Source organism: Phenylobacterium sp. CCH9-H3, assembly GCF_001557235.1.
Lineage (GTDB): Bacteria > Pseudomonadota > Alphaproteobacteria > Caulobacterales > Caulobacteraceae > Phenylobacterium.
The window spans coordinates 1-24,045 of record NZ_LSJI01000078.1; the positions used below are offsets into that span (position 1 = coordinate 1).

Sequence of the window (24,045 nt, forward strand, 5' to 3'; positions counted from 1 at the left end):
GCTGCTGGGACAGGCGCTGGCCGGTGACGACCAGTTCGTCCACCTGCTGCGCCGCCGCCGGTCCCGCCGCCAGCACCGAAGCCAGCGCCAGACCGCTGACCGAAGTCGTGAACCGTCGCATCCCATACCCCCCATTCGACCAGACCCGGGGCGGCTTAGGGACCTCGCGTGTCAGACGCGTCACGCTGGCGCGACGATCCCGTGACAACCCCCGACCGATTGCGCTTGAGCCGGAAGGCTTACGGCGTTAGGCCGCCGCCATGTCGCAAGGCCCGAACCTCCGAGGACTTTCCCACCAGGCGCGCGAGGCCAAGAGCTGGCCGTTCGAACAGGCGCGCCTGCTGCTGGACCGCATCACCCGCCTGCGCCTGTCCGACGCCGAGCGCGACCTGGCCGCGGCCCTGTTCGCCCAGGGCAAGTTCGCTGAGGCCGTGCAGACCCTGCCCGCCCTGGCCAAGCCGGTGGTCTTCCAGTGCGGTTACGGCGCGTCCGGCCTGCCCCACCTGGGCACCTTCGGGGAGGCCACCCGGCCGACCATCGTGCGCAACGCCTTCCGGGCCCTGACCGAGGATGCGATCCCCACCCAGCTGATCGTCTTCTCCGACGACATGGACGGCCTGCGGAAGATCCCGGACAACGTGCCGAACAAGGCGATGCTGGAAGAGGACCGCGACAAGCCGGTGACCTCTGTCCGCGACCCGTTCGGCGAGTACGAGAGCTTCGGCGCCCACAACAACGCCCGGCTGCGCGCGTTCCTGGACGGCTTCGGTTTCGACTACACCTTCATGTCATCGACCGAGACCTACAGGTCTGGGCGGTTCGACGAGGTGCTGCTGCGCATCCTGGCGCGCTTCGACGCCATCCAGGCGATCATGCTGCCGACGCTGGGCGAGGAACGGCGGGCCACCTATTCCCCCTTCCTGCCGATCAGCCCCAAGACCGGCCGGGTGCTGCAGGCGCCGACGGTGGCCCGGGACGTGGAGAAGGGCACCATCACCTTCCCCGACGAGGACGGCGAGCTGACCGAGGTTCCCGTCACCGGCGGCCACGTGAAGCTGCAGTGGCGTCCCGACTGGGCGGCCCGCTGGACGGCGCTGGGCGTGGACTTCGAGGCCTCGGGCAAGGACCTGGTGGACTCGGTGCGCGTCTCGAACCGCATCGTGAAGGCGCTAGGCGCCGAGCCGCCCGAGGCGTTCCACTACGAGCTCTTCATGGACGAGAACAACACGAAGATCTCGAAGTCCAAGGGCAATGGCCTGACCATCGAGGAATGGCTGCGCTATGGCGCGCCCGAGAGCCTCACCTACTACATGTACCAGTCGCCCAAGTCGGCGAAGCGGCTGTTCTTCGACGTCATCCCCAAGGCGACCGACGAGTACCTGCAACAGCTCGACGCCCTGATCCGCAAGAAGGCGGAGGGCGACAACGCCGCCCAGCTCGACAACCCGGCCTGGCATGTCCACCGGGGGGATCCGCCCGAAAAGGGCTCGCCGGTCAGCTTCTCGTTGCTGCTGAACCTGGTGTCGGCGGCCGACGCGTCCACCAAGGACCTTCTGTGGGCCTTCATCGCCCGCTACCTGCCCGGCGCGACGCCGCAGAGCGAGCCGCTGCTGGACCGCCTCGCGGGCTATGCGATCAACTACTACGAGGACTTCGTGAAGCCCTCGAAGCGGTTCCGGGCCCCGAGCGACCAGGAGCGCGCCGCCATGGAGGCGCTGGTCGCGAAGCTGAAAGCCCTGCCGCCGGGCGCCGACGCGGAGGCGATCCAGAACGAGGTGTTCGAGGTCGGCAAGGCGGCCGGGTTCGAGCCGCTGCGCGCCTGGTTCTCCGCCCTCTACGAGGTGCTTCTGGGCCAGAGCCAGGGCCCGCGCTTCGGCTCCTTCGTCGCCATCTTCGGGGTGGACCGGACCGTCGCTCTGATCGAACGCGCGCTGGCCGGCGAACTGGTGGGCGCCTAGTCCTCGTCGCTGCCGATGGGCATGCCGGGAGGCGCCTCCGGGCGACGCCGGGGCTGTGCGAGGACCCGGACCAGTTCCTCCTTATCGGTGAGCAGCGCCGCCAGAGTCAGGCGGTGGGCCCGCTCCGATGCTTCGGCGCCCGGCGTGACCTTGAGCTTCACGGCCAGGTCGGCCAGGCGCTGGCCGATCTCGGCCTTGGCCGCAGGCGAGACGTCGGGCCGGCGCGACGCGGCGGCCAGTTCCAGGGCCGTGCGGGTCTGGATGCGCCTCGCGACCTCGGCGAGCCGGCCGGGCGCCGGAGCGAAGGCCTGGGCCAGCAGACGGTCGACCACCTCGCCGACCCCGGGCTGGCCGGCGTCACGTCGATGCTGTTCGGTGAGCCGGGCCAGACGGTCGGGCGCCAGAAGGGCGTCCAGCACCATCCCGGCCCCCACGTCGGCGGCGTTAAGGGCGTCGAACACCGGGCCGCCGGCGCCGTCGAACACCTCGATCTGGTACTGCCGGTCGGTGTCGCCCGACTGGCCGGACGAGAGGAACGGGATCAGCGCCTCCGGCGTGTCCAGGGCCTGGGGCGTCATGGCGGCGAGCAGGCCGGCCAGCGCCTCGCGCTGCCGGGCCGCGGGGACCACCTCGGCGCGGGCCGACGGATCGCCCCGGACCGCGTAGCTGAAGTCGACCCCGCCCAGGACCTTGGCCGCCGCCTCGAGCTGGTAGCGGTGAAGGAGATAGATCGGAACGTACTTGCGCTTCAGCGCCTGGGCCGGCTCGCCCGGGCGCAGGGCCTGAGGCCCGAACCGGTCGATGGCCACGCGCCGAACCGCCATGACCCGGGCCAGTTCGGCCACCGGCTCGTCGCCATCGTCCCAGATCGCGCCGTAGGGCTGGCCCGTGCCCACGGCGCGCGCGTCCTGGTCGGTCACATAGCGAAGTGTTTGCGCCGCGCGGGCGGCTTTCACGGCCGGGTCGCCGTCGCCGTACAGCCAGTCGACGGTGAAGGCGTCCCACTTGCCGACGCCCACGCCGTAGGCGTCGCTGAGGTCGATCTTGCCGTCCGTCAGTTTCACGCGCGGGGCGGGGTAGTCCATGACCGAGGCGCGGTCCTGGCTGGACGCCGCGAAGTTGTGCGCAAAGCCCAGGGAGTGGCCCACCTCGTGGGCCGATAGCTGGCGGATGCGGGCCAGCGAGACCTGGATCGGATCGTTGGGGCCGCCCCTGCCGCTTTCGTCGGCGCCCACCAGGCCCTCGAAGATCAGCATGTCCTGGCGCACCCTGAGCGATCCCAGCAGCACCGAGCCCTTCACGATCTCGCCGGTGCGCGGGTCGGTCACCGCCTGGCCATAGGACCAGCCGCGGGTGGCGCGATTGACCCAGTTGATGACGCTATAGCGCACGTCGAGGGGATCGGCGCCTTCGGGCATGATCTCCACGCGGTAGGCGTCCTTGAAGCCGGCGGCCTCGAAGGCCTTCGTCCACCATTGGGCGCCTTCCTGCAGCGCCGTGCGGATCGGCTCGGGGGCGGCCCGGTCCACGTAGAAGACGATCGGCTTCTTGACGGTGGACACGGCGGCGGTCGGGTCGGTCTTCTCCAGGCGGAATCGCCGGGCGAGGCGCTGGACGATGTCCTGGTCGAGAGGCGCGGCGTAGTCCAACACAACGCCGTCGAAGGCGCCGGACCGGGGGTCGAATGCGCGCGGCTGATAGCCGGGCTCCGGCAGCTTCACCAGGCTATGGCGGACGGCCAGGGTGATCAGCTTCGGATCGGGCGCGATATTGCGCGTCTCCGGGCCGGGGGTGTCGGAGGCGTAGGTTTGCAGCGCCTCGAACTCCACGTTCTCCGGGAAGACCTTCACGGCGGAGGTGTCCACGACCGAAAGGTCGCCCACCGGCTTGTAGCCGGCCTCGCCCGCCTGCTTGAGGGCGTCGGCGATGCCGATCACGTCGCGGGTCAGGAACGAGGAGAGGTCGACCAGCAGACGCCCGTCCGGGAGCGTCGCCTCCACCTTGCCGGCCCAGACCACCGAGGTGGCGAAGGCTTCGCGGGCGGCGGCCTGTTCGGCGGCGACGGCGCCGGCGGCCCGGAAGCGGGTGTTCTCGAACTCAGCCAGCACCTTGCCGCCGACCTTGCGGAACGCCAGCACCTGGGTGTCGCCCAGCCGGGCGCGGTCGAGGCCGACCGGCGCGGAGCCCAGGCCGGTCTTCAGCGCCGAGACATAGAGGTAGCGGCCCGCGATCCCCTCGGCGTCCGGCTTGGGCAGGGCCACGAGCGCCCGCCCTTTGGCGGGGTCCGCGTAGACCGAGACCAGGCCTTCCTGCCGCGCGAGCCCCGCGATGGGGTCTGCGGCCTCGCTCCTGGCCTTCGCGGCCGCCGGGCCGGCCAGCGCCAACAAGACGGCGCATCCCGCGCCGGCCAACCACACTCGCTTCACAGCAACCCCCATGACGAACAGGCGGCGAAGCTAGCCACCCGGCGCGCCGGCGCCCAGGGCTCGGCGTCAACAGCCCGCCGCATTTCCGGCGATGCTTCCGCCTTGCCCCCGGGGCCGCCCTTCACCGCAGCGTGAACGTCAGGCTCCCTTGACGTAAACGGAAAGCGGGGGCACCGTGTTATCAACGATAACCTAAGGGAGGACGTCATCATGCCAACGGACCTGCGCCGTCCGGCCCGGACCTACACGATCCGGCAGCTGTGCCTTGAGTTCAAATGCACGCCGCGCGCCCTGCGCTTCTACGAGGACAAGGGGCTGCTCAATCCCGCCCGCGACGGGATGAACCGGGTCTATTCTTATCGCGACCGGGGCCGGCTGATCCTGATCCTGCGGGGCAAGCGGGTCGGGCTGTCACTCAGCGAGATCGGCGAGATCCTTGACCTCTACGAGGCCGACGACTCGGGCGCCCAGCAGGCGGCGAAGAGTCTCAAGAAGTTCCGCGAGCGCATCGTGGCGCTGGAGCAGCAGAAGCAGGACATCGACGCGGCCATCGACCAGCTCCGCGGCGGGATCACCGCCATGGAGAAGCGCCTGGCCAACACGCGCCCGGACCTGCTGCCCCGCGCCGCCGACTACGACCAGATGCTGCGCCGGCAGCTGGACGGCGCGGAAGCCTAGCCTTGCCGGACGACGGCCGGGCGCGAGCCCGGCCATGACGGCTCGGGGGGAGCATGGTATCGGCGGGAAAACCTGCCGCCACTTCCTCTCGAGGTTTGCCCTCCATGACCTATCAGGCCCCTGTTCGGGACTACGCCTTCCTGTTGCGCGACGTGCTGGAGCTGGAGCGTTACGCCAACCTGCCCGCCTTCGCCGACGCGTCGATGGACACCATCGATGCGATCCTGGAAGAGGCCGGCAAGTTCACCTCGGAGGTCCTGGCGCCCCTGAACGGCGTCGGCGACAAGCAGGGCTGCGTCTGGAGCCCGGATTTCACGGTCAAAACGCCCGACGGCTTCAAGGACGCCTACGCCAAGCTGGTGGAGGGCGGCTGGCCCGCCCTCGGCTCCGATCCGGCCTACGGCGGCCAGGGGCTGCCGCACGTGGTCAATGTGGCCTTCTCCGAGATGAGCTCCTCGGCGAACATGGCGTTCTCGATGTACCCCGGCCTGACGCACGGCGCCTATTCGGCGATCCACGTGGGCGGGACGCAGGAGCAGAAGGACCTCTACCTGCCTAAGCTGGCTTCGTTCCAGTGGGCCGGCACCATGAACCTGACCGAGCCGCACTGCGGCACGGACCTGGGGTTGCTGCGCACCAAGGCGGTTCCGCAAGGCGACGGGACGTACAAGATCACGGGCCAGAAGATCTGGATCTCGGGCGGTGAGCAGGACCTGACCGAGAATATCGTCCACCTGGTGCTGGCGCGGATCGAAGGCGCGCCGCAGGGCACCCGGGGCATCAGCCTGTTCATCGTGCCGAAGTTCATCCCCGACGCCGACGGCAATCCCGGTGCGCGCAATTCGGTGAAGTGCCTGGGCCTGGAAGAGAAGATGGGCATCCACGGCAACGCCACCTGCGTGATCAGCCACGAGGAGGCGACCGGCTGGCTGATCGGCGAGGAGAACCGGGGCCTCGCCCTGATGTTCGTGATGATGAACGAGGCGCGGCTGGGCGTGGGGCTGCAAGGGATCGCCCAGGCCGAGGCCGCCTATCAGGCCGCCGCCGCCTTCGCCAAGGATCGGCTGCAGGGGCGCTCGCTCACCGGACCGAAGAACGCGGACGGCCCCGCCGACCCGATCATCGTCCACCCCGACGTGCGGCGGATGCTGATGGACGCCAAGGCCATCGTCGAGGGCGGCCGCGCCTTCATGGCCTGGACCGCCCTGCACGGCGACCTCAGCCACGCCAGTCCCGACGAGGCGGTCCGGCAGAAGGGCCGCGACTACATGGCCCTGATGACGCCGGTGGTGAAGGCGTTCCTGACCGACCGCGGCTTCAACGTCTGCTCCGACGCCATGCAGGTCCACGGCGGCTCAGGCTTCACGGAACACTTCCCGGCCAGCCAGTACCTGCGCGACGTGCGCATTGCCCTGATCTACGAGGGCACCAACGGGGTCCAGGCGCTGGACCTGGTGGGCCGCAAGCTGGCGGCCGACGGCGGCCGCGGCGTCATGAGCTTCTTCGCCGAACTCGACGCCTTCATCGCCGAGAATGAGACGGACGCGGGCCTGAAGCCCTTCACGGCCGGCCTCGCCACGGCCAAGGCGGAACTGCAGGAGGCCACCATGTGGCTGATGCAGAACGGCCTGGCCAATCCCGACAACGCCGGCGCGGCCTCCACCGACTACCTGCACCTCTTCGGCCTGACGGCGCTGGCCTATATGTGGAGCCTGCAGGCCAAGGCGGCCCTGGCCCGCATCGCCGGCGGCGACAAGGACCCCTTCTACGAGACCAAGCTGGTGGTCGGCCGCTACTATGTGGAACGGCTGTTGCCGGAGACGTCTAGCCGGCTTGCGAAGCTGAAGACCGGCTCCGATCTCATGATGAAGCTTCCCGCCGAAGCGTTCTGAGAAGGGGGATACCGTGGCGGCCTACCGCGCGACGATCGACTGGGTCCTGGCCGAGGGCGAGGACTTCCTGAACGGCCGCTACAGCCGGGGGCACCTGGTGGACTTCGCCGAGCACCGCATGCCGGCGACCTCGTCGCCGCACGTGGTCGGCAAGTGGGCGGTGAAGGGCGCGGTGGACCCGGAGGAGATGCTGGTCGCCTCGCTCTCGTCCTGCCACATGCTGACCTTCCTCCACATGGCTCGGCTGGAGGGCTTCACCGTCACCCGCTACCGCGACGCGGCCGAGGGCGTGATGGAGAAGAACCCGGCGGGCGTGCCCTGGGTCAGCAAGGTCACCCTCAGGCCCGAGATCGAGTACGCCGGAAAGCGCCCCACGGAGGCCGAGGCCGAACACCTGCACCACCGCGCCCACGAGGAATGCTTCATCGCCAATTCGGTGAAAACCGAGGTGGTCGTGGAAGAGGTCGCGCCGGTTTAGGCCAGCAGGGCGGCGAGCCGGGCGTCCAGCGCGACTGCGTCCTTGAGCTCGCACTCCCAGACCGTCTCTACGCGCCAGCCCAGCGCCGCCAGGGCCTCGCGGGCCTTCGCGTCGCGGGCGACGTTGCGGGCGACCTTGGCGACCCAGTAGTCGCGGTTCTGCTTGGGCACCCGGGCTCCGCGCGCGCAGTCGTGACCGTGCCAGAAGCAGCCGTGGACGAAGATCGCCAGCTTGCGCCCAGGCAGGACGATGTCCGGATTGCCGGGCAGGTCCTTGCGATGCAGCCGATAGCGGGCGCCCAGCTTGGTCAGCGCCCGGCGCACCGTCATCTCCGGGCCGGTGTTCCGCCCCTTCACCCGCCGCATGACCGCCGAGCGCTTCTCGGGGCCGTAGACGTCGGTCATGGCCTCAGCTCGCGCGGCGTGGGTCCCAGGCGAAACATGCCGGTCAGGGTGGCCGCCGCGATGCGGTCCAGCAAGGGCGCCTGGGCCAGGGGCGCAAACAGCGCGCTGCGCACCCAGGGTCCCACCGGTCCTGCCGACTGGAACAGAGGCGTCAGTGCGCGCGAGAAGAGCTGATAGGGCCCGGTCTGCAGCCGGCGGGCGCGCTGATATCGGGCGAGGTGCGCCGGGCTCTCGACCCGCATCGCCAGCTCGACGGCGTCGATCAGCCCCAGGTTTGCGCCCTGACCGAGCTGGGGGCTGGTCCCATGCGCGGCATCGCCGATGAGGAGGAAGGCGCCTGCAGACCAGTTGCCGACGCTCACGTCGCGGTAGACGGCTCGGCTGAAGGCGCCGGGGCCCTCGAACTGCGCGACGACCGGCTCGACCTCCGGCCAGATGCGCAGCACCCGGTTACGCCACGCGGCGAAGTCGCCTTCGGCCCAGGCGCCCATCGCCCTGACCGGCAGCGACCAGAAGAAGCTCACCTGCCCTCCCCCGATTGGCAGGACGCCGGCCATCACCTCGGCGCGGTCATAGCGCTGCCGCAGGGCGTTTTCGAATTCCGGACCGGCGGCGGCGTTGGCCCAGACGGCGCCCCACGGGTATACTGGGGCCAGGGCGCGCGGTCGCAACTTCTGGCGCAGGCTGGACGCCGAGCCGTCCGCGATCACCACGATGTCGAAGGGGCCGTGCCTACGGCCCGCAGCGTCAGTCAGGGTGGGCGATATCAGTCCATCGAAGCTGGTGACGGCGGCGCCGGTTCGGATATCGACGCCCGCCAACTCCGCCCCGGCGAGCAGCACCTCGAACAGCGACGCCCGGTGCACTCCCAGCCCGAATGCGCCGGGACGCCAGGTGGCGTAGGCCATCCGCATCGGTTCGCGGCCGGCGAGATCCCGCCCCTCCAGCCGGTCGACCCGCGCGCCGCGGGCCAGGATCGCCTCGTCGAGCCCCAACGCCCGCATGGCCGCCAAGCCCGACGGCTGCAGTAGAAGTCCGGAGCCGAGGGGACGCGGGGTCTCGAACGCCTCGCACAGCGTGACCCTGTGACCACGCCCCGCCATGGCCAGCGCCGCCGCAAGCCCGGCGACGCCGCAGCCGACGACGCCGACCTGCAGGCTAGAGTCCGTCGAACAGGGCGGTGGAGATGTAGCGTTCGGCGAAGCTCGGGATGATGGCCACGACCAGCTTGCCGGCCATCTCGTCGCGGCTGGCCAGGTCGAAGGCCGCGGTCAGCGCCGCCCCGGACGAGATGCCCACCGGGATCCCCTCTTCCTTGGCCACCCGCCGCGCCATGGCGAAGCTGTCCTCGTTGGTCACCTGGATGATCTCGTCGATGACGCCGCGGTCCAGGATCGAGGGGACGAAGCCCGCGCCGATGCCCTGGATCTTGTGCGGAGCCGCCGCGCCGCCGGACAGCACCGGCGAGGCGGCCGGCTCGACGGCGACCATCTTGAGCGACGGCTTGCGCGCCTTCAGCACCTGTCCGACGCCGGTGATGGTGCCGCCAGTGCCGACGCCCGAGATCACCGCATCCACGCGGCCCTCGGTGTCGTTCCAGATTTCCTCGGCGGTCGAGACGCGGTGGATCAGGGGGTTGGCGGCGTTGTCGAACTGCTGCGGCATCACCGCGCCCGGCGTCGCCTCGACGATCTCCTTGGCCCGGGCGACGGCGCCGGCCATGCCCTTCTCGGGCGGGGTCAGCTCCAGGGTGGCGCCCAGGATCAGCAGCATCTTGCGCCGCTCGATCGACATGCTCTCGGGCATGACCAGGGTGATCTTGTAGCCCTTGGCCGCCGCTACGAAGGCGAGCGCGATGCCGGTGTTGCCCGAGGTGGGCTCCACGATCCGGCCGCCGGGCTTGAGGTGGCCCGTCGCCTCCAGCCATTCGACCATGGAGACGCCGATCCGGTCCTTAACCGAGGCCAGCGGGTTGAAGAACTCGAGCTTGGCCACGACCTCGCCCTTGGGCTTGAGGGCGGCGGTCAGGTGCGGCAGCCGCACCAGCGGCGTATCGCCGATCAGGTCCAGGACGGAGTCGTAGATCCGGCCCCGGCCCGAGCGCTTGTAGCGGGCGGCGGTGTAGGCCTTGTCGGGAGTGGCGTCGTCCATCGTGGACCTCGTGGCTTGAAGTTCGCGCCGAACCCTAAGCCTTCCGATGGGGATTGGAAGCGGCGAGCCGTGGCGCCGCTTATAGATTTACTCGGCCGCCATGACCGCCGCAGGGTGCAGCAACGGCTCCAGCAGCTCGCCGGCCAGCCAGCGGACGACCGGAACCGCGACCCCGTCCCCGGCCACGTGCAGGGCGCCGGTGGTCGTGCGCGGCAGGGCGTAGGCGTCCGGCAAGCCCATGAGGCGTGCAGCCTCTCGAGGGCTCAAGAGGCGCGAGCGGACCCGTCCGCCCTCCACCACCACGATGGATTGGCGCGAGGACCCGCCCCGCGGGGTCCGCAGGCAGCCGGCCAAGCCGTCGAACCGCACCTCGGCGCGCTGGGTCGGGCGGCCATCCTCGATGCGCGTCCGGCGGAAGACCGCGCCCACCGCACGCCCGGTCACCGCGCCGAGGCGGGCGCGGTGCAGGGGGCCCATCAGGTCGACGAGACGCGCGGTCTCCTCCGGCGAATGCCAGGCCACCGCCTCGTCCGGCTCCAGCAGGGCGGCCAGGTCGGTGTTGCGCGCGGGCGGCGCGGCGAGTCGCCACCAGACCCAGTTGGCGGCCGCGTCGGCTGGCAGGGCGGCGTGGGCGGCGCGGACCGCGCGGGTGTGGAAAGGACTGTCGCCGGTCAGGCCGGCCGGAATATCCCGCGCCGCGATCACAAAGACCCTGGGCCGGGACTGCGGCAGCAGGCTCGCCGCGTCGATCTCCAGCGCCCCGAAGCGGTAGCCGAGGGCGCCCAGCGCGGCGCCCAGCGCGGCGAAATCGGCCCCGCCGTGCGAAGTGAGCAGACCGACCACGTTCTCGATGACGATGATCCGGGGGGCGCGGCCGCCCTCGTCCAACGCCTCCATCAGCCGCCAGAAGCCGAAGAAGGCCGACGAGCGCCCGCCCGACAGGCCCGCGCGGGCGCCGGCGAGGCTGAAGTCCTGGCACGGGCTGGAGGCCCAGGCGAGGTCCGCGCGGCAGGGCAGGTTTTCGACCGACAGCTTCCAGACGTCGCCCTCATGGAAGTGGTCGTCCGCGTCGGGAAAATTGGCGCGGTAGGTGGCCGCCTTGACCGGATCGAAGTCGTTGGCGAAGGCGCAGGACCAGCCGGCGCCCAGGCCCAGCCGGGCCATGCCGCCGCCTGCAAAGAACTCATAGAAGGCGAAAGGCCGCGCCATGGCATGGACGCTAGCGTGATTTGCGCCAAGATCGTGAAGATGAAGACGACGCCAGCCGCCCTCGCCGCCCTGCTCCTCGCCGCCTGCCAGCCGCAGGACCCGGAGGGCAAGCCCGCCCCGCCGCCGGCCGACGCCCCGGCGGCCGCGGCGCCGGCCGGAACGACCATGGACATCTCCAAGCCGATCACCGCGCGCGGGACCGAGCCCTTCTGGGCGCTGACCATAGACGGCAAGGCCTTCCGCCTGACGCGGCCGGGACAGCCCGACCTGACCGCCGAGGCGCCGGGCGCGTCGATCTCGGAGGGTCGGGCGATCTGGATCGCCAAGACGGCGGACGGGCGCCAGATGACCGTGACGCTCTACGCCAGCCAATGCTCTGACGGGATGAGCGATCTCGCCTACCCCATGAGCGCGGAGGTCGTGATGCTCAACGAAGAGCTGCGCGGCTGCGCCGCGAAAGCGACCGAACTGCCGCGCGAAGGCGGTTAGTCCTCCAGCTCCAGCAACTGGCCCTGGGCCACCTGCTGGGCTTCAGCCTGGTGCGGAGCGGGCAGCGCGAAGCCGACGGCTACAGCGGCCAGGGCGGCGAGCGCGATGAAGGCTTTGACGGACATGGTCTCCTCATCCGGACTTCTTCCGGCACGGGCGTAGCAATCCCTTGCCGGAGGCCGGGTTCCCGCTTCGGCGCTTGACCGACCCGGCGTCAGGAGGCGCAAGTACTCGCAAAACACGGTACGGGAGACGCCCCATGGAGAAGGCCTTCGATCTCGTCGTGAGGGGCGGCACCGTCGTGGACGGGACCGGGGCGCCGCCGATCGAGGCGGACGTGGGGGTCAAGAACGGGCGCATCGCCGCCGTGGGCCGCATCGCCGGTGCGGGGGCGGAGGAGATCGACGCGAGGGGCCAGTTGGTCACACCCGGCTTCGTCGACATCCACACCCACTATGACGGCCAGGCCACCTGGGACCAGCGGATGCAGCCCTCGTCCTGGCATGGGGTGACCACGGTCGTCATGGGCAACTGCGGCGTCGGCTTCGCGCCCTGCCGCGAGGCGGACCACGACCGGCTCATCCGGCTGATGGAAGGCGTGGAGGACATTCCCTTCCCCGTGCTGAGCCAGGGCCTGCCGTGGAACTGGGAGAGCTATCCCGAATATCTCGACAGCCTCGCCGGGCGGGCGTTCGACGTGGACATCGGCAGCCAGCTTCCGCACGCGGCGCTGCGGGTGTTCGTGATGGGTGAGCGAGGCGCCAACCGCGAACCGGCGAGCAAGGCCGACATCCATGCCATGGCGGCGATCGCCAAGCGCGCCATGGAGGCGGGGGCCATCGGCTTCGCCACCTCGCGGACGCTCAATCACCGCACGTCCGACGGCCAGCCCACCCCCACCCTGACGGCGGGCGAGGATGAGCTCACCGGGATCGCCATGGGCATGGCCGCCGCGGGACGGGGCGTACTGCAGGTGGTCTCGGACTTCCAGGACCCGGAGGCGGAATGGGCGATGTTGCGGCGCCTGGTGGAAAAATCGGGCCGGCCGTTGTCGTTCAGCCTGCTCCAGAGTCCCAAGGCGCCGCGCAGCTATCAGTTCCTGCTCGAGCGGCTGCGGGCCGCCAACGTGGACGGCCTGCTCATGCGGGCGCAGGTCGCCAGCCGGCCCGTGGGCATCCTGTTCGGCCTGGAGCTGACCCTGAACCCCTTCACGCAGCACGCCGCCTATCGCGAGATCGCCGGCCGGCCCCTCGCCGAGCGCGTCGCCGCCCTCCGTGACCCGTCCTTCCGCGCCCGCCTGCTCGGCGAGGAGATCGAGGCCCAGAGAAGCTTTGCTGGCAGCCAGCCGCGCAACTGGGCCGGCATGTTCCTCATGGGCGAAGACCCGGACTACGAGCCCACGGCCGACCAGACGGTCGCCGCGATGGCCGCGCGGACCGGGCGCGATCCCGCCGAGATCGCCCTGGACCACATGCTGGCCAAGGACGGGCGGGGCATGCTGTACCTGCCGTTCCTGAACTATGCGGACGGGAGCCTGGACCCGGCCTACGAGATGCTGACCCATCCGGACTGCGTGCCGGGCCTGTCGGACGGCGGGGCCCATGTGGGCATGATCTGTGACGGCAGCTTCCCCACCACCAACCTGGTCCACTGGACCCGGGACCGCACGCGGGGACCGAAGCTCAGCATCGAGCGGATGATCAAGGCCCAGTGCCGCGACACGGCGGAGACGGTTGGCCTGTTCGACCGCGGCGTGATCCAGCCGGGGTATCGCGCCGACCTCAACGTCATCGACTACGGGCGACTGAAGCTGAAGGCGCCCGAGGTCGCGCACGACCTGCCGGCCGGCGGGCGGCGTCTGATCCAGCGGGCAGAAGGCTATGCGGCCACCCTCCTCGCCGGCCAGGTCACCTATCGGGACGGCACCCCCACCGACGCCCTGCCCGGCCGCCTCTTGCGCGGAGGCCAGGCCGCGCCGGCCAGGCTGGCGGCGGAATAGGGGGACCGTCGCCTTCCCGACGCTTCGGGTTAGCCGTTTCTTCAACGATATTATGCACTAATGGCGAACCTGCCCGGAGTTCGCATGCCCGCCGTTTCCGCCCCCCGCACCCTGCATCGCCTGATCTACGCCAGTCGTCAGCGGGTTCGCGAGGCGGACCTGGACCACGAGATCTCGCGGATCATCCAGGCCTCGATCCGCAATAACCGCCAGGTCGCCGTGACCGGTCTCCTGCTGATCCACGACGGCTGGTTCGTGCAGGCCCTGGAGGGGCCGGCCGAAGCGGTCATGACCACCTATGGCCGCATCGTGAACGACCCGCGGCACGACGCGGCGAAGGTGCTGGCGGCGGGTCCGGCGGAGCGACGCGAGTTCTCCGACTGGAATATGTGCGCCCGGCGGATGAGCCCGGGGGACGATGCGATCCTGGACGCCCTGGAGCAGCGGCAGGCGTTCACGCCGGCGACCCTGTCGGACAAGTCGGCGCTGCGGCTGCTGAAGGCGGTGCGGGACATTCAGTCGCGAACCCGGCTGTCATTCGCGGGATAACGGGGAAAACCCGGGACGCCGCATGGCGCCTCCCGGCGGTGCGCGGCATATAGGCTGGATGAGTCCCGCCGCCGCCCAAGCCGAGATCGCCCCGCTGGACGCGGCGCGGGACATCCTGCGGCGCACTTTCGGCCATAGCGACTTCCGCGGCCTGCAGGCCGAGGTGATCGCGGAGGTCCTGGCCGGCCGAAACGCCCTGGCGGTGCTGCCCACCGGCGGCGGCAAGAGCCTGTGCTATCAGATCCCCAGCCTGGTGCGGCCAGGCCTGGGGCTGGTGGTCTCGCCGCTCATCGCCCTGATGACCGACCAGGTGGCGGCGCTGGTTCAGTCGGGCGTGGCCGCGGCCCGACTCGATTCCAACATCGAGATGGACGAGCGGGCCGAAACCTGGCGGCGGATCGAGGCCGGCGAGCTGGACCTGCTGTACGTCTCGCCCGAGGGGCTGATGCAGCCCTGGATGCTGGACCGGCTGAGCCGCACGCCGCTGGCCCTGATCGCCATCGACGAGGCGCACTGCGTCAGCCAGTGGGGCCACGACTTCCGGCCCGAGTACCGGATGCTGGGGCGGCTGGCCGACCTGTTCCCCACCGTGCCGCGCCTGGCCGTCACGGCCACCGCGGACGCCCGGACGCGCGACGACATCCGCGCCGAACTGCGGCTGGAGGGCTCGGCCGAGTTCGTGGCCAGCTTCGCGCGGCCCGAGCTGATCCTCTCGGCCGAGCGCAAGCGGGGGAACGTCGAGAAGAAGGTGGTCGAGCTGGTCACCGCCCGGCCCGGCCGTTCGGGCGTGGTCTATGCCGGCTCGCGCGACAAGACCGAGGGCCTGGCCCAGGCGCTGCGGGACGCCGGCGTGCCGGCTCTGGCCTACCACGCCGGTCTCGACAAGCGGATCCGGGCGCAGCGGCTGGAAGAGTTCCTGGAGGCGGACGCCGCGGTGATGGTGGCGACGATCGCGTTCGGCATGGGGGTCGACAAGCCCGACGTCCGCTTCGTGATCCACGCCGACCCGCCGGCCGCCATCGAGGCCTACTGGCAGGAAGTCGGCCGGGCCGGGCGCGACGGCGACCCGGCCGAAGGGATCACCCTCTACGGCGCGGCGGACCTGTCCTGGGCGCTGCGCCGGATCGGCGAGCGCGACGTGGACGAGGCCGTCAAGCAGGCCCAGGTGCGCAAGGTGCGCCAGCTCTACGCCATGCTGGACGGTTCCGGATGCCGGGCCGCCGCCGTGCGCCGCTACTTCGGCGAGGAGGGGGTCGAGCCCTGCGGCCAGTGCGATCTTTGCCTGGGGACCGTGGAGACCACCGACGCCACCGAGGCCGCCCAGAAGGCGCTGTCGGCAGCGCACCGGCTGCAGGGGCGCTTCGGCCGCGGCCGGCTGGTCGATCACCTGCTGGGCAAGACCAAGGACGTGAGCGACTGGGAGGCCGGGCTCTCCACCTGGGGTATCGGCCAGGAGCTGTCGGCGACGCAGTGGCGGGACCTGACCGAGCAACTTCTGTTCGAAGGCCTGCTGCGCGAGGACCCCAACGACGGCCGGCCGCTGGTGGGCCTGGGCGACGCCGAGGCCGTGCGCGCCGTGTTCCGGGGGGAGCAGCGGGTGGCGATGCGCAAGCACCCCGAGGGGCCCGAGGCCCGCGCCACGGCCCGTGGCCGGCGGAAGGGGCGCGAGGCTGCCGTGGTGGGCGCCGGCGACCAGGCGCTGTTCGAGGCCCTTCGCGCGTGGCGGGCCGCCGAGGCCAAGGCCCAGCACGTGCCGCCCTACGTCATCTTCCACGACCGCACCCTGGCCGAGATCGCCGCCGCCAAGCCCGGCTCCCGCGCCGCCCTCGCCCGCCTCAACGGCGTCGGCGAGGCCAAGCTCTCGCACTATGGCGAGGCGGTGCTGGAGGTGGTGGGGGGGTTCATCTGAATCGAAGGTTCCTCCCCCGCCGGGGGAGGTGGCTCGGCGCCGTGCGCCGGGATGGAGGGGGTCCTCCACGACCTGGACAGACCCCCTCGCCCGCTTCGCGGGAGCTCCCCCAGAGGGGAGCAACTTCAGCCTAGAACTTCGTCTTCACTTCCACGCCGATGATGCGCGGGTCGTTCACGAAGCCGGTAAGGTTGTTGAAGTCGATGCCGCCTTCCAGCGACTTGTCGTTGGTGATGTTGCGACCGAAGGCGGCCACTTCCCAACGCTCGCCGGGCGCGCGGTAGCCCAGGCGCAGGCCGCCCTCCAGCAGCTTGTCGTCGCTGAACTCGGCCGACTCGTAGAGGAAGAAGTTGACCTTCGAGCGGTAGGCCCAGTCGGTGAAGACGAAGATCTCGCCCTCGCCCACCGGCCACGAGTAGCCCGCCGTCACGTTGGCGATCCACTTCGGTGCGTTCGGCAGGCTGTTGCCGTCGATGCGCACCGTCCCGGCGACCGGGCCGGCCGGATCCAGCACCGTGCAGCCGCCGCCGCAGGGCTGGGTGAACAGGTTCGGATCCTTGATCTCGGTGTTGTTGTACGAGAGGCCCGCCGTGAGGATCAGGCGGTCCACCGGCTCGGCCTCGGCGTTGAACTCGAAGCCGTAGCCCACCGCCTTGTCGGCGTTGAGTAGGCGGTTGAAGTTCGCGCCGCCGCCGACCGCGGTGATCTGAAGGTCCTTGGCGCGGTAGTAGAACACGGCGGCGTCGAAGCGGGCGCGGGCGTTGGGCAGCGTGCCCTTCACCCCGGCTTCATACGACATCACCGTCTCCTTGTCGGCGACCGAGAGCGTGTCGCCGAACACGAGGCGGCCCTGGATCGACGGGGCGCGATAGCCGCGGGCGACACGGGCGTAGACGTTCACGTCGTCGCTCACCGCATAGGTGGCGTTGACGTTGAAGCTGACCTCGCTGGTGTCGGGGTTCGCGCGCAGGATGGCCGTGGCCGGGGCGCCGAACGGCGACAGGGTGCGCTGGGCCAGGAAGTCCTTCTTGTCGTCGGAGTAGCGGATGCCGCCGCCGACGTTCAGGCGTTCGCTGACGTCGTAGTCCAGGTTGGCGAACAGCGCCCAGCTCTCGCTCTTCTGGTTCTGGTAGGCGTAGCCCTGGAGGGCGCCGCCGGCCAGGGTGTTGTAGTCGAAGCTGTCGATCTTGATGCTTTCGTTGAAGTAGAAAGCGCCGACCGTGTAGCCGAGCGGGCCGTTCTGGCCGGCCAGGCGCACCTCCTGGGTGAACTGGCGGTGGAACGGGATGCCGTCGGCGCTCTCCGCCGGGAACGGGATGAAGCCCGGGCCGAAGGGCGGGGCGAACGAGGCGCCGAAGCCGCCGTCGATGTCGCCACGCGAATAGGCGTCCACGCGCTCGTAGGCGGTGATCGAGGTCAGGGTGGGCATGCCCTCGCCGAAGTCGTAGTCCAGCTTCAGGCTGGCGCCGGCGGACTCGATCTTCTGGACCGCGCGGCCCTGGGCGTCCTGGCTGATCTCGTCGCGCTTGAAGCCCGGGACGAAATTGTTCGTGCCCGCCTGGATGATGTTGGCGCGGAAGACGCGCGGGGTGCCGTCCAGGTGCTGGTAGTGCAGGTTCAGCAGCGCCGAGAGGTCTTCGGTGGGCGTAAACAGCAGCTGGCCGCGGATGGCGAACTGGTCGTAGCCCTCGCTGTCGTTCTTCTTGGGCGTCAGGGTGTTGTCCACCCAGTCGTCGCGGTGCTGGTAGATGGCCGACAGGCGGCCGGCCAGCAGCCCCTCGACGATCGGGCCGGAGACGGCGCCCTCGACGTTGATCGTGGAGTGGGTGGCGTAGGACGCCTGGGCGTAGCCCTCAAAGGTCTGGGTCGGCTTGGCGCTGTCGAACTTCAGCACGCCGGCCGGGGTGTTGCGGCCGAACAGGGTGCCTTGCGGGCCCTTCAGCACTTCCACCTGCGCGATGTCGAACAGCGGGAAGCCCTTCAGCACCGGGGTCTCGAGCACGACCTCGTCATAGACGAAGGAGACCGGCTGGCTGGCGTTCAGATCGAAATCGGTATTGCCCAGGCCACGGATGTACGGGCGCGGGAAGGTCCGGCCGAAGCTGGATTCCAGGGTCAGGCTGGGGACGCGGGCCGAGAAGACGCGGATGTCGCCGCCGGACGAGCGGATGGCGTCCAGCTTCTCGCCGCTCACCGCGGTCACCGCCAGCGGCACGTCGTTGATATTCTCGGATTTCTTCTGGGCGGTGACCAGCACCTCGCCCACTTCGGTGTCGGCTTGCGCCGCCATGGCCGGGGACGTCAACGCAAACACAGTGACGGAGGCGCTGGCGGCCAACAGGGCGCGCAGCGACGCGGGCGTCTTCATGAGAGGACCTCTGGTTCTTCAGGCGACTGGGAGCTCGCCTTCCGACGCCCTAGCTACACCACGCGAGGCGTTCGTGGGTGCGGTCTCGGCCTGCGTGTCACAATTCTGTCGCGCAGCGTGATCGCAGCGCAACAGTGTTGTGCGAGCCTCAGGGCTTCACCACCGGGTACGAGATGATCAACGCCAGCTCGCTGGCGCCGACTTGCCGGATGCCGACGACGGCGCCCGTGTAGAGATAGGCCGCCATGCCGGGGGTCAGTCGGGCTTTCACGCCGTCGGACTCCACTTCGCCTTCGCCGGACAGGACGTAGTAGACCTCGTCGTGGGCGATCGGATGGGGGCCGATGGCCGCCCCCACGTGCAGCACGCGCTTGCGGAACTCCATGGTCCGGTTCGGCACGGCGTCGCTGATCCGGTAGGCAGTGCTCATCCCGATGGCGCCGTGTGGCGGCGGTTCCTGCCGGACCACCTTGGTCTCGTCGACGATGACGGCGGGCGGCGCGGCGGCGGCGGGGCCGGCCGCAAGGGCTGAGAAGGCGAGCGTGACGGCGAGCAGGGTGCGCATGATGGATCCTCCAGGCGGCACCCTGAACCTGTCGCGCCCTGCTCCCAAGGAGAGAGCGCGGATCGCCGGGTCAGTCCTCGGGGTCGGCGGTCTCCAGCCCAGCGCAGCAGGATTCGGTGAGGTATCCTGCGAGCGCGGCGACCCGGGCATAGTCGGCGGTGCAGATCACCTCCCGCCCCCGGCGCTCCTGGCGCACCAGGCCCGAGCGGGTGAGGGCCAGGAGATGATGCGACAGGGTCGAAGCGGGGGTGGCCATCAGGCGGCCAAGGTCGGTGACCTTGGCCCCCGGCTCGCCAGCCCGCACCAGCAGACGGAACAGGCGCAGCCGCGTCGGGCTGCCCAGGGCGGCGAGCCCGGCGACGGCGTCGCGCTCAGAAAGGACCGACATGCCATCCGTGTAGGTCCCGCCAGGCCGACCGGTCAATCGAGCGCGGCGTCAGCAGCAAGCCGGCGCCTCGGCCTTGGGGGTCGCGCCGCAGCAGGCCGTGGCCGCCACGTCCGCTGCGGGCGCGGCGGCCGGCGGCTCCGGATCCTCGCCGTAGGTGGTCGCCTCGCCGAAGGTGTAGAACGTCTCCCAGCGGACGCCCGCCGGGTCGTTGACCCAGCTCTTGTCGGATCGGGCGTAGCAGCAGGCCGTCGCGGTCTGGTCGAACGTCTCGGCGCCTGCGGCCTTCAGGCGGCCGGCCAGCGCCGCCAGCTCTTCCGCCGTCTCGGTCTGGATGCCGATGTGGTCGACTCCGACCGCCGCGCCGCGCGCGGAAATCGCGAAGTTCACCAGCGGGTCGTCCAGCTGCCACTTGGCATAGTCGTCCTTCACCACCGTCGGCGGCGCGCCGAACAGGGTCTCGTAGAACTGCATCGATTGCACGAGGTCTGGAACGCTCACGTGGAGGTGCATGCGCTTCATGGGACGTCTCCAAAAGGACTATATTTCTGGTTTCTTGGAAATATAGCATCCCGGCGGGGTGTCAAGCCGGTCGAGCCTGTTTCATTCGATAATTCTGCTATGGTGGAATCATGGAAGCGAAATCCGCCGTACCCTGCCTGTCCGCCCTGGCCCACGATGGCCGGCTTGCGGTGTTCCGACTGCTGGTGCAGCGCGGCCCCGGGGGCCTTGCCGCGGGCGAGATCGCCCGGACGCTGGGGTCGCCCCCCAGCTCCCTCTCCGCGAATCTCAACATTCTCAGCCACGCCGGCCTGATCGCGTCGCGCCGAGAGGGGCGCTCGATCATCTACACCGCGAACTACGACGTCATGAGCGAGTTGCTCGCCTTCCTGGTGGAGGACTGCTGCGGCGGGACGCCCGAGATCTGTGGGCCCCTCGCCGCCATCGCCGGCCAGCGCTGCGCGCCCGCCCGATGAGCACCCAGCCCATGTCGCGCTTCGAGCGCTTCCTGACCGTCTGGGTCGGCCTGTGCATCGTGGTCGGGGTCGCCCTCGGCCATCTGTTCCCCGCCGCCTTCCAGGCCATCGGCGCGGCCGAGGTCGCCAAGGTGAACTTGCCGGTCGCGGGGCTGATCTGGCTGATGATCGTGCCCATGCTGATGAAGGTCGATTTCGGCGCCATGCGCGCGGTGGGCCGACACTGGCGCGGGATCGGCGTGACCCTGTTCGTCAACTGGGCGGTGAAGCCGTTCTCCATGGCCGCCTTGGGCGCGGTGTTCATCGGCTGGCTGTTCCGCCCTTACCTGCCGGCGGGTCAGATCGACAGCTACATCGCCGGGCTGATCCTGCTGGCCGCCGCGCCGTGCACGGCCATGGTGTTCGTCTGGAGCAACCTCACCCGGGGCGAACCCAACTTCACCCTCAGCCAGGTGGCGGTGAACGACGCCATCATGATCGTCGCCTTCGCGCCGATCGTCGGCCTGCTGCTCGGCCTCTCGGCGATCACCGTCCCCTGGGAGACGCTGCTGCTGTCGGTGGGACTCTACATCGTCGTCCCGGTCGTCCTGGCCCAGCTCCTCCGCGGAGCCCTGCTGCGCGGCGGCGGGGAGGCGGAGCTGCAGCGCCTCCTGGCGCGGATCGGGCCCGTCTCGCTCACGGCCCTGCTCGCGACCCTGGTCCTGCTGTTCGGCTTCCAGGGCGAGCAGATCCTGTCCCAGCCGGCGATCATCGCCATGCTGGCCGTACCCATCATGATCCAGGTCTACTTCAACGCCGGCCTTGCCTACCTGCTGAACCGCGCCAGCGGAGAGGCCCATTGCGTCGCCGGCCCTTCGGCCCTGATCGGCGCCAGCAACTTCTTCGAGTTGGCCGTGGCGGCCGCCATCAGCCTCTTCGGATTCTCGTCCGGCGCGGCCCTTGCCACGGTGGTGGGCGTGCTGGTCGAGGTGCCCCTGATGCTGACCGTCGTCGCGATCGTGAACCGCAGCTGCGGTTGGTACGACCGCGGCGGGGCGGTGCGGCGAGTGGCCTTGACGGGGGGAAGCGGCGCGCCGCCGTCGAGCTAGGCGTCGGTCGCCCTGGTCGTCACCTGGTCGCCTGCGAAAGCATGCCCAGGGCGATCCCGGCCTGAACCGTGATCGATAGGGTGCGCGGCCAGTTGGAGCGCACCAGTTCGGCGATGACCGCCGCGTCGCGCCCCGTCCGCTCCAATCGGTTGTGACGCGGTATGGCCAGCAGCACCGTCACCGCCAGCCCGACCGCGCCGGCGGCGATGTTGGCGGCGCTCATCCACCCGGGAACGGGCGGACCCCACAGCGCCAACGGGATGGGGGCCAGAAGGCTGGCGAAGCCCGGCAGGATGACCGGCAACGCGATGCGGCGCGAATAGAAGCGGTGATAGGCGACGTAGTCGGCCTCGCCGACCTTGGCGAAAACGGGATAGACGACGATCTGGCAAAACCAGATCTGCCCCAGGACCCAGAACACCAAGGCCACCCACACCGGCAAAATCCATTGGCCGGCCATCATGGCGTCGCGCCCCGGCCGAGCGCCGCCGCCTGGCGCAGGCCGATCCCATGGGCGAGCGGATCCGCATGACGATGGATCAGCGCCCACCCCTCCGCCGTACGGCGGTAGACCAGGGTCACCCGCAGAGCCCAGTCCTGCGCCGGCAGTCCGCCAACCTCCACGCGGGCGCGCTCGATCACGGCCAAGGTCGCCATATCGGCGCCTTCCCACGCATGGACGAGCTGCTGGGAGAGCGACCCGTTTGCGAAAAACGCGCCGAGCCGGGCCCAGGCCGCCTCGTCCGTCGGGCGGCGCGAAGGCTCGCCGCCAAAGGGCGACATCAGCAGGAAATCCTCATCCAGGCGCAGCAGCGTCCGGTAGCGGGCCACGTCGCCGCGCATCAGGGCGTCGTTCGCGCTTTCGGACAGCTTCACGAGATCCGGGAGGGGGGACTCGGTCGTGATGGCGGCCGGCGTGGCCGCGAGACCGCCTGCGCACACTGCGCGCCGGGATATCGACATGGTGGTGCTCCGTCTTGCGATGACGGATCAAGGACTATGAAGGCGCTCGCTGAATCCAATGATATGATTACAGCGATATGCTGCATGAAACTGATCTATCCCGGGCCGACCTGAACCTTCTCGTGCTGTTCGAGGCGGTGATGGAAGAACGCCACGTCGGCCGCGCGGCGCTGCGACTGAGCCTTTCGCCGTCGGCGGTCAGCCACGGCCTGGGCCGGTTGCGCCGGCTGCTGGGCGATCCCCTCTTCATTCGGACCCCCAGGGGCGTGACGCCCACGGATCGCGCGGTTCAGCTGACGGCGCCCATCGCGGAGGTCCTGGCCGGCGTGCGCGGAGTCCTCGCCAGCGTCGCGCCGTTCGACCCCGCGACGTCCCGCCGCCGCTTCGTGCTCGGCGCCCCGGACGGCGTGTCGGCCGTCATCGCGCCACCACTGCTCGCCCGGCTGCGGTCCGTCGCCCCGAACGTCGATCTGGGCGTGCGCCAACTGCTGCCGGTCGAAGGCGAGACGAATCCCGTTCGCGCCTGGCGCGGCGCCTTCGACGACCTGGACGCGCGCACGCTCGACATCGCCGTGATCCCCGTCGACGAGATCCCGGCGCGCTTCCACCGGCAGGCCGTGTTCGAGGAGGACTTCGTCGCCGCGGTGCGCCGAGGACACCCGGCCGCGGGCGGGCTCGACCTGGACGCCTATTGCGCCCTGCCGCACCTCGTCGTCTCCGGCACAGGCGACCCGTACGGTTTCGTCGACGTCGTCCTGGCGCGCGAGGGCCGCGCGCGGCGGATAGCGCTCACCGCGCCGAACTTCATGTTCGCCTTGGCCCTTGTGGCGGAGTCGGACCTGGTGTGCGCCTTGCCGCGGCGCTTCGCGGCGATGCACGGACCGAGGTTCGACGTGGTCGGACTGGAGCCGCCGCTGCCGCTCGGCCGCTTCCGCCTCAACGCGGCGGTTCCCCTGCCAGCCCTCGCCGACGCCGGGCTGGCCTGGATGCTCGACCAGCTGGCCGAGGGACGACAGCGCTGAACCGCTCTCTCCCTTCCCTTTCGCTCACATGCGCTCACCGGGGAGGCGGCTGGCCTGCTTCACCCAATCCGCGACCTGTGCTTCGTCGATAGCGTCGGCCTCATGAATGTCGAGGTATCGAACCTTCTCCTGCCTGGACGATCCGGGGGGCCGAGGGTCCAGCGACGCGCCCTGGAAGAAGGCGACCTTCACGTACCTGGTGAAGCAGTGGAAACTCAGGAACCAGACGTCCCTCTCCAGCCCGTAGAGGGGCGAGTTCCACTTCACCGCCTTCTGCACGCCCGGAACGGCCTGGACGATCAGCGCGTCCAGCCGTTCGCCGATCCGGCGCTTCCATCCCGGCATGGCGGCGATGTAGCGCTGAACGGGTTCGTCGCCGTAGCCCTTGGGAATCTGCGGATTGCCCCCCGAGAGAAGCAGTGGCTCGCCGTCTGCAGATCCCGAGCGGTCATCAGCCTTCGCCATCCTCGAGCCTCCTGCGTGCGCGCTCGCCGCACCAGGCCGGGCGCGACGATGGGAATCGACGGCCCCACCA

General features: G+C 70.1%; 24 protein-coding genes. 11 read left to right on the forward strand and 13 right to left on the reverse strand.

Features of this window, described 5'->3' with window-relative positions:
* Positions 1-260: 260 nt before the first annotated feature.
* Positions 261-1,958 carry a lysine--tRNA ligase gene (locus AX721_RS07040; RefSeq protein ID WP_068875307.1) on the forward strand — a complete coding sequence of 566 codons (1,698 nt, stop codon included), beginning with the start codon at positions 261-263 and terminating at the stop codon, positions 1,956-1,958.
* Here the strand turns inward: AX721_RS07040 and AX721_RS07045 are convergent.
* Entirely contained in the window at positions 1,955-4,345 is a 2,391-nt protein-coding gene (locus AX721_RS07045) for a zinc-dependent metalloprotease (RefSeq protein WP_197422491.1), read from the reverse strand. The two genes, AX721_RS07040 and AX721_RS07045, sit on opposite strands and share 4 nt — an antisense overlap.
* 249 nt (positions 4,346-4,594) lie before the next feature.
* Here AX721_RS07045 and AX721_RS07050 point away from each other — a divergent pair, with 249 nt between their 5' ends.
* From AX721_RS07050 to AX721_RS07060, 3 genes are all read left to right on the forward strand, one after another.
* Complete coding sequence (locus AX721_RS07050) at positions 4,595-5,062, forward strand: MerR family DNA-binding transcriptional regulator (protein ID WP_068875309.1); 468 nt, start codon at positions 4,595-4,597, stop codon at positions 5,060-5,062.
* 104 nt (positions 5,063-5,166) lie between these two features.
* On the forward strand, positions 5,167-6,954 hold the full coding sequence (locus AX721_RS07055; protein WP_068875310.1) for an acyl-CoA dehydrogenase C-terminal domain-containing protein: 1,788 nt from the start codon (positions 5,167-5,169) through the stop codon (positions 6,952-6,954).
* A gap of 13 nt (positions 6,955-6,967) precedes the next feature.
* A complete protein-coding gene (locus AX721_RS07060; RefSeq protein ID WP_068875311.1) occupies positions 6,968-7,432 on the forward strand; it encodes an OsmC family protein in 465 nt (154 codons plus the stop codon).
* Here AX721_RS07060 and AX721_RS07065 read toward each other — a convergent pair.
* The 4 genes from AX721_RS07065 to AX721_RS07080 all read right to left on the reverse strand — a co-directional run bounded on the left by AX721_RS07065 (position 7,429) and on the right by AX721_RS07080 (position 11,196).
* Positions 7,429-7,836, reverse strand: coding sequence for a very short patch repair endonuclease (locus tag AX721_RS07065; RefSeq protein WP_068875312.1), 408 nt, complete (start codon positions 7,834-7,836; stop codon positions 7,429-7,431). The two genes, AX721_RS07060 and AX721_RS07065, sit on opposite strands and share 4 nt — an antisense overlap.
* Positions 7,833-8,993 carry an NAD(P)/FAD-dependent oxidoreductase gene (locus AX721_RS07070; protein ID WP_082765614.1) on the reverse strand — a complete coding sequence of 387 codons (1,161 nt, stop codon included), beginning with the start codon at positions 8,991-8,993 and terminating at the stop codon, positions 7,833-7,835. The genes AX721_RS07065 and AX721_RS07070 overlap by 4 nt, the downstream gene beginning before the upstream one ends.
* 1 nt (position 8,994) lies before the next feature.
* Positions 8,995-9,987, reverse strand: coding sequence for a cysteine synthase A (gene cysK, locus AX721_RS07075; protein WP_068875314.1), 993 nt, complete (start codon positions 9,985-9,987; stop codon positions 8,995-8,997).
* 87 nt (positions 9,988-10,074) lie between these two features.
* A complete protein-coding gene (locus AX721_RS07080; RefSeq protein WP_068875315.1) occupies positions 10,075-11,196 on the reverse strand; it encodes a DNA cytosine methyltransferase in 1,122 nt (373 codons plus the stop codon).
* Between the two features lie 39 nt (positions 11,197-11,235).
* On the opposite strand from AX721_RS07080, the gene AX721_RS07085 reads away from it, so the two are divergent.
* A complete protein-coding gene (locus AX721_RS07085) occupies positions 11,236-11,685 on the forward strand; it encodes a COG3650 family protein (protein ID WP_156467050.1) in 450 nt (149 codons plus the stop codon).
* Here the strand turns inward: AX721_RS07085 and AX721_RS28550 are convergent.
* Positions 11,682-11,810 carry a hypothetical protein gene (locus AX721_RS28550; protein WP_255355331.1) on the reverse strand — a complete coding sequence of 43 codons (129 nt, stop codon included), beginning with the start codon at positions 11,808-11,810 and terminating at the stop codon, positions 11,682-11,684. The two genes, AX721_RS07085 and AX721_RS28550, sit on opposite strands and share 4 nt — an antisense overlap.
* A gap of 134 nt (positions 11,811-11,944) precedes the next feature.
* Between AX721_RS28550 and AX721_RS07090 the strand changes: the two genes are divergently transcribed.
* From AX721_RS07090 to recQ, 3 genes are all read left to right on the forward strand, one after another.
* Positions 11,945-13,684: an amidohydrolase family protein gene (locus tag AX721_RS07090; RefSeq protein ID WP_068875317.1), complete on the forward strand. Its 1,740-nt coding sequence runs from the start codon at positions 11,945-11,947 to the stop codon at positions 13,682-13,684.
* Between the two features lie 84 nt (positions 13,685-13,768).
* Positions 13,769-14,233, forward strand: coding sequence for a BLUF domain-containing protein (locus tag AX721_RS07095; protein WP_068875318.1), 465 nt, complete (start codon positions 13,769-13,771; stop codon positions 14,231-14,233).
* Between the two features lie 58 nt (positions 14,234-14,291).
* Positions 14,292-16,142, forward strand: coding sequence for a DNA helicase RecQ (gene recQ, locus AX721_RS07100; protein WP_068875319.1), 1,851 nt, complete (start codon positions 14,292-14,294; stop codon positions 16,140-16,142).
* Positions 16,143-16,272: 130 nt separating this feature from the next.
* On the opposite strand, the gene AX721_RS07105 is transcribed toward recQ, so the two are convergent.
* From AX721_RS07105 to AX721_RS07120, 4 genes are all read right to left on the reverse strand, one after another.
* On the reverse strand, positions 16,273-18,510 hold the full coding sequence (locus tag AX721_RS07105) for a TonB-dependent receptor (protein WP_068875320.1): 2,238 nt from the start codon (positions 18,508-18,510) through the stop codon (positions 16,273-16,275).
* Positions 18,511-18,658: 148 nt separating this feature from the next.
* Positions 18,659-19,075 carry a cupin domain-containing protein gene (locus tag AX721_RS07110; RefSeq protein WP_068875321.1) on the reverse strand — a complete coding sequence of 139 codons (417 nt, stop codon included), beginning with the start codon at positions 19,073-19,075 and terminating at the stop codon, positions 18,659-18,661.
* Positions 19,076-19,145: 70 nt separating this feature from the next.
* Positions 19,146-19,463, reverse strand: coding sequence for a helix-turn-helix transcriptional regulator (locus tag AX721_RS07115; protein WP_068875322.1), 318 nt, complete (start codon positions 19,461-19,463; stop codon positions 19,146-19,148).
* A 48-nt stretch (positions 19,464-19,511) separates the two neighbouring features.
* Positions 19,512-19,982: an ArsI/CadI family heavy metal resistance metalloenzyme gene (locus tag AX721_RS07120; RefSeq protein ID WP_068875323.1), complete on the reverse strand. Its 471-nt coding sequence runs from the start codon at positions 19,980-19,982 to the stop codon at positions 19,512-19,514.
* Positions 19,983-20,092: 110 nt separating this feature from the next.
* Here AX721_RS07120 and AX721_RS07125 point away from each other — a divergent pair, with 110 nt between their 5' ends.
* Positions 20,093-20,437, forward strand: a complete 345-nt coding sequence (locus AX721_RS07125) for a helix-turn-helix transcriptional regulator (protein WP_068875324.1) — start codon at positions 20,093-20,095, stop codon at positions 20,435-20,437.
* 11 nt (positions 20,438-20,448) lie between these two features.
* The gene (gene arsB / locus AX721_RS07130; protein ID WP_068875325.1) at positions 20,449-21,525 is read left to right on the forward strand and encodes an ACR3 family arsenite efflux transporter; all 1,077 of its coding nucleotides are present in this window, start codon (positions 20,449-20,451) and stop codon (positions 21,523-21,525) included.
* 19 nt (positions 21,526-21,544) lie between these two features.
* Here arsB and AX721_RS07135 read toward each other — a convergent pair whose 3' ends face one another.
* Both AX721_RS07135 and AX721_RS07140 read right to left on the reverse strand, forming a co-directional pair.
* Positions 21,545-21,988: a hypothetical protein gene (locus AX721_RS07135; RefSeq protein ID WP_197422492.1), complete on the reverse strand. Its 444-nt coding sequence runs from the start codon at positions 21,986-21,988 to the stop codon at positions 21,545-21,547.
* A complete protein-coding gene (locus AX721_RS07140) occupies positions 21,985-22,488 on the reverse strand; it encodes a DUF4440 domain-containing protein (RefSeq protein WP_068875326.1) in 504 nt (167 codons plus the stop codon). Before AX721_RS07140 ends, AX721_RS07135 begins: the two co-directional genes overlap by 4 nt.
* Before the next feature lie 77 nt (positions 22,489-22,565).
* On the opposite strand from AX721_RS07140, the gene AX721_RS07145 reads away from it, so the two are divergent.
* Entirely contained in the window at positions 22,566-23,510 is a 945-nt protein-coding gene (locus AX721_RS07145) for a LysR family transcriptional regulator (protein ID WP_068875327.1), read from the forward strand.
* 24 nt (positions 23,511-23,534) lie between these two features.
* On the opposite strand, the gene AX721_RS07150 is transcribed toward AX721_RS07145, so the two are convergent.
* Positions 23,535-23,975 (reverse strand): DUF1801 domain-containing protein, encoded by a 441-nt coding sequence (locus tag AX721_RS07150; protein ID WP_068875328.1) that lies wholly within the window; start codon positions 23,973-23,975, stop codon positions 23,535-23,537.
* Positions 23,976-24,045: the final 70 nt, after the last annotated feature.

Bases quoted from the DNA above. Each gene is read 5' to 3' on its own strand.
- AX721_RS07040 (WP_068875307.1), top strand. From the start codon at position 261: ATGTCGCAAGGCCCGAACCTCCGAGGACTTTCCCACCAGGCGCGCGAG.
- AX721_RS07050 (WP_068875309.1), top strand. From the start codon at position 4,595: ATGCCAACGGACCTGCGCCGTCCGGCCCGGACCTACACGATCCGGCAG.
- AX721_RS07055 (WP_068875310.1), top strand. From the start codon at position 5,167: ATGACCTATCAGGCCCCTGTTCGGGACTACGCCTTCCTGTTGCGCGAC.
- AX721_RS07065 (WP_068875312.1), bottom strand. From the start codon at position 7,836: ATGACCGACGTCTACGGCCCCGAGAAGCGCTCGGCGGTCATGCGGCGG.
- cysK (WP_068875314.1), bottom strand. From the start codon at position 9,987: ATGGACGACGCCACTCCCGACAAGGCCTACACCGCCGCCCGCTACAAG.
- AX721_RS07080 (WP_068875315.1), bottom strand. From the start codon at position 11,196: ATGGCGCGGCCTTTCGCCTTCTATGAGTTCTTTGCAGGCGGCGGCATG.
- AX721_RS07085 (WP_156467050.1), top strand. From the start codon at position 11,236: ATGAAGACGACGCCAGCCGCCCTCGCCGCCCTGCTCCTCGCCGCCTGC.
- AX721_RS28550 (WP_255355331.1), bottom strand. From the start codon at position 11,810: ATGTCCGTCAAAGCCTTCATCGCGCTCGCCGCCCTGGCCGCTGTAGCC.
- AX721_RS07090 (WP_068875317.1), top strand. From the start codon at position 11,945: ATGGAGAAGGCCTTCGATCTCGTCGTGAGGGGCGGCACCGTCGTGGAC.
- AX721_RS07095 (WP_068875318.1), top strand. From the start codon at position 13,769: ATGCCCGCCGTTTCCGCCCCCCGCACCCTGCATCGCCTGATCTACGCC.
- recQ (WP_068875319.1), top strand. From the start codon at position 14,292: ATGAGTCCCGCCGCCGCCCAAGCCGAGATCGCCCCGCTGGACGCGGCG.
- AX721_RS07105 (WP_068875320.1), bottom strand. From the start codon at position 18,510: ATGAAGACGCCCGCGTCGCTGCGCGCCCTGTTGGCCGCCAGCGCCTCC.
- AX721_RS07110 (WP_068875321.1), bottom strand. From the start codon at position 19,075: ATGCGCACCCTGCTCGCCGTCACGCTCGCCTTCTCAGCCCTTGCGGCC.
- AX721_RS07115 (WP_068875322.1), bottom strand. From the start codon at position 19,463: ATGTCGGTCCTTTCTGAGCGCGACGCCGTCGCCGGGCTCGCCGCCCTG.
- AX721_RS07120 (WP_068875323.1), bottom strand. From the start codon at position 19,982: ATGAAGCGCATGCACCTCCACGTGAGCGTTCCAGACCTCGTGCAATCG.
- AX721_RS07125 (WP_068875324.1), top strand. From the start codon at position 20,093: ATGGAAGCGAAATCCGCCGTACCCTGCCTGTCCGCCCTGGCCCACGAT.
- arsB (WP_068875325.1), top strand. From the start codon at position 20,449: ATGTCGCGCTTCGAGCGCTTCCTGACCGTCTGGGTCGGCCTGTGCATC.
- AX721_RS07135 (WP_197422492.1), bottom strand. From the start codon at position 21,988: ATGATGGCCGGCCAATGGATTTTGCCGGTGTGGGTGGCCTTGGTGTTC.
- AX721_RS07140 (WP_068875326.1), bottom strand. From the start codon at position 22,488: ATGTCGATATCCCGGCGCGCAGTGTGCGCAGGCGGTCTCGCGGCCACG.
- AX721_RS07145 (WP_068875327.1), top strand. From the start codon at position 22,566: ATGCTGCATGAAACTGATCTATCCCGGGCCGACCTGAACCTTCTCGTG.
- AX721_RS07150 (WP_068875328.1), bottom strand. From the start codon at position 23,975: ATGGCGAAGGCTGATGACCGCTCGGGATCTGCAGACGGCGAGCCACTG.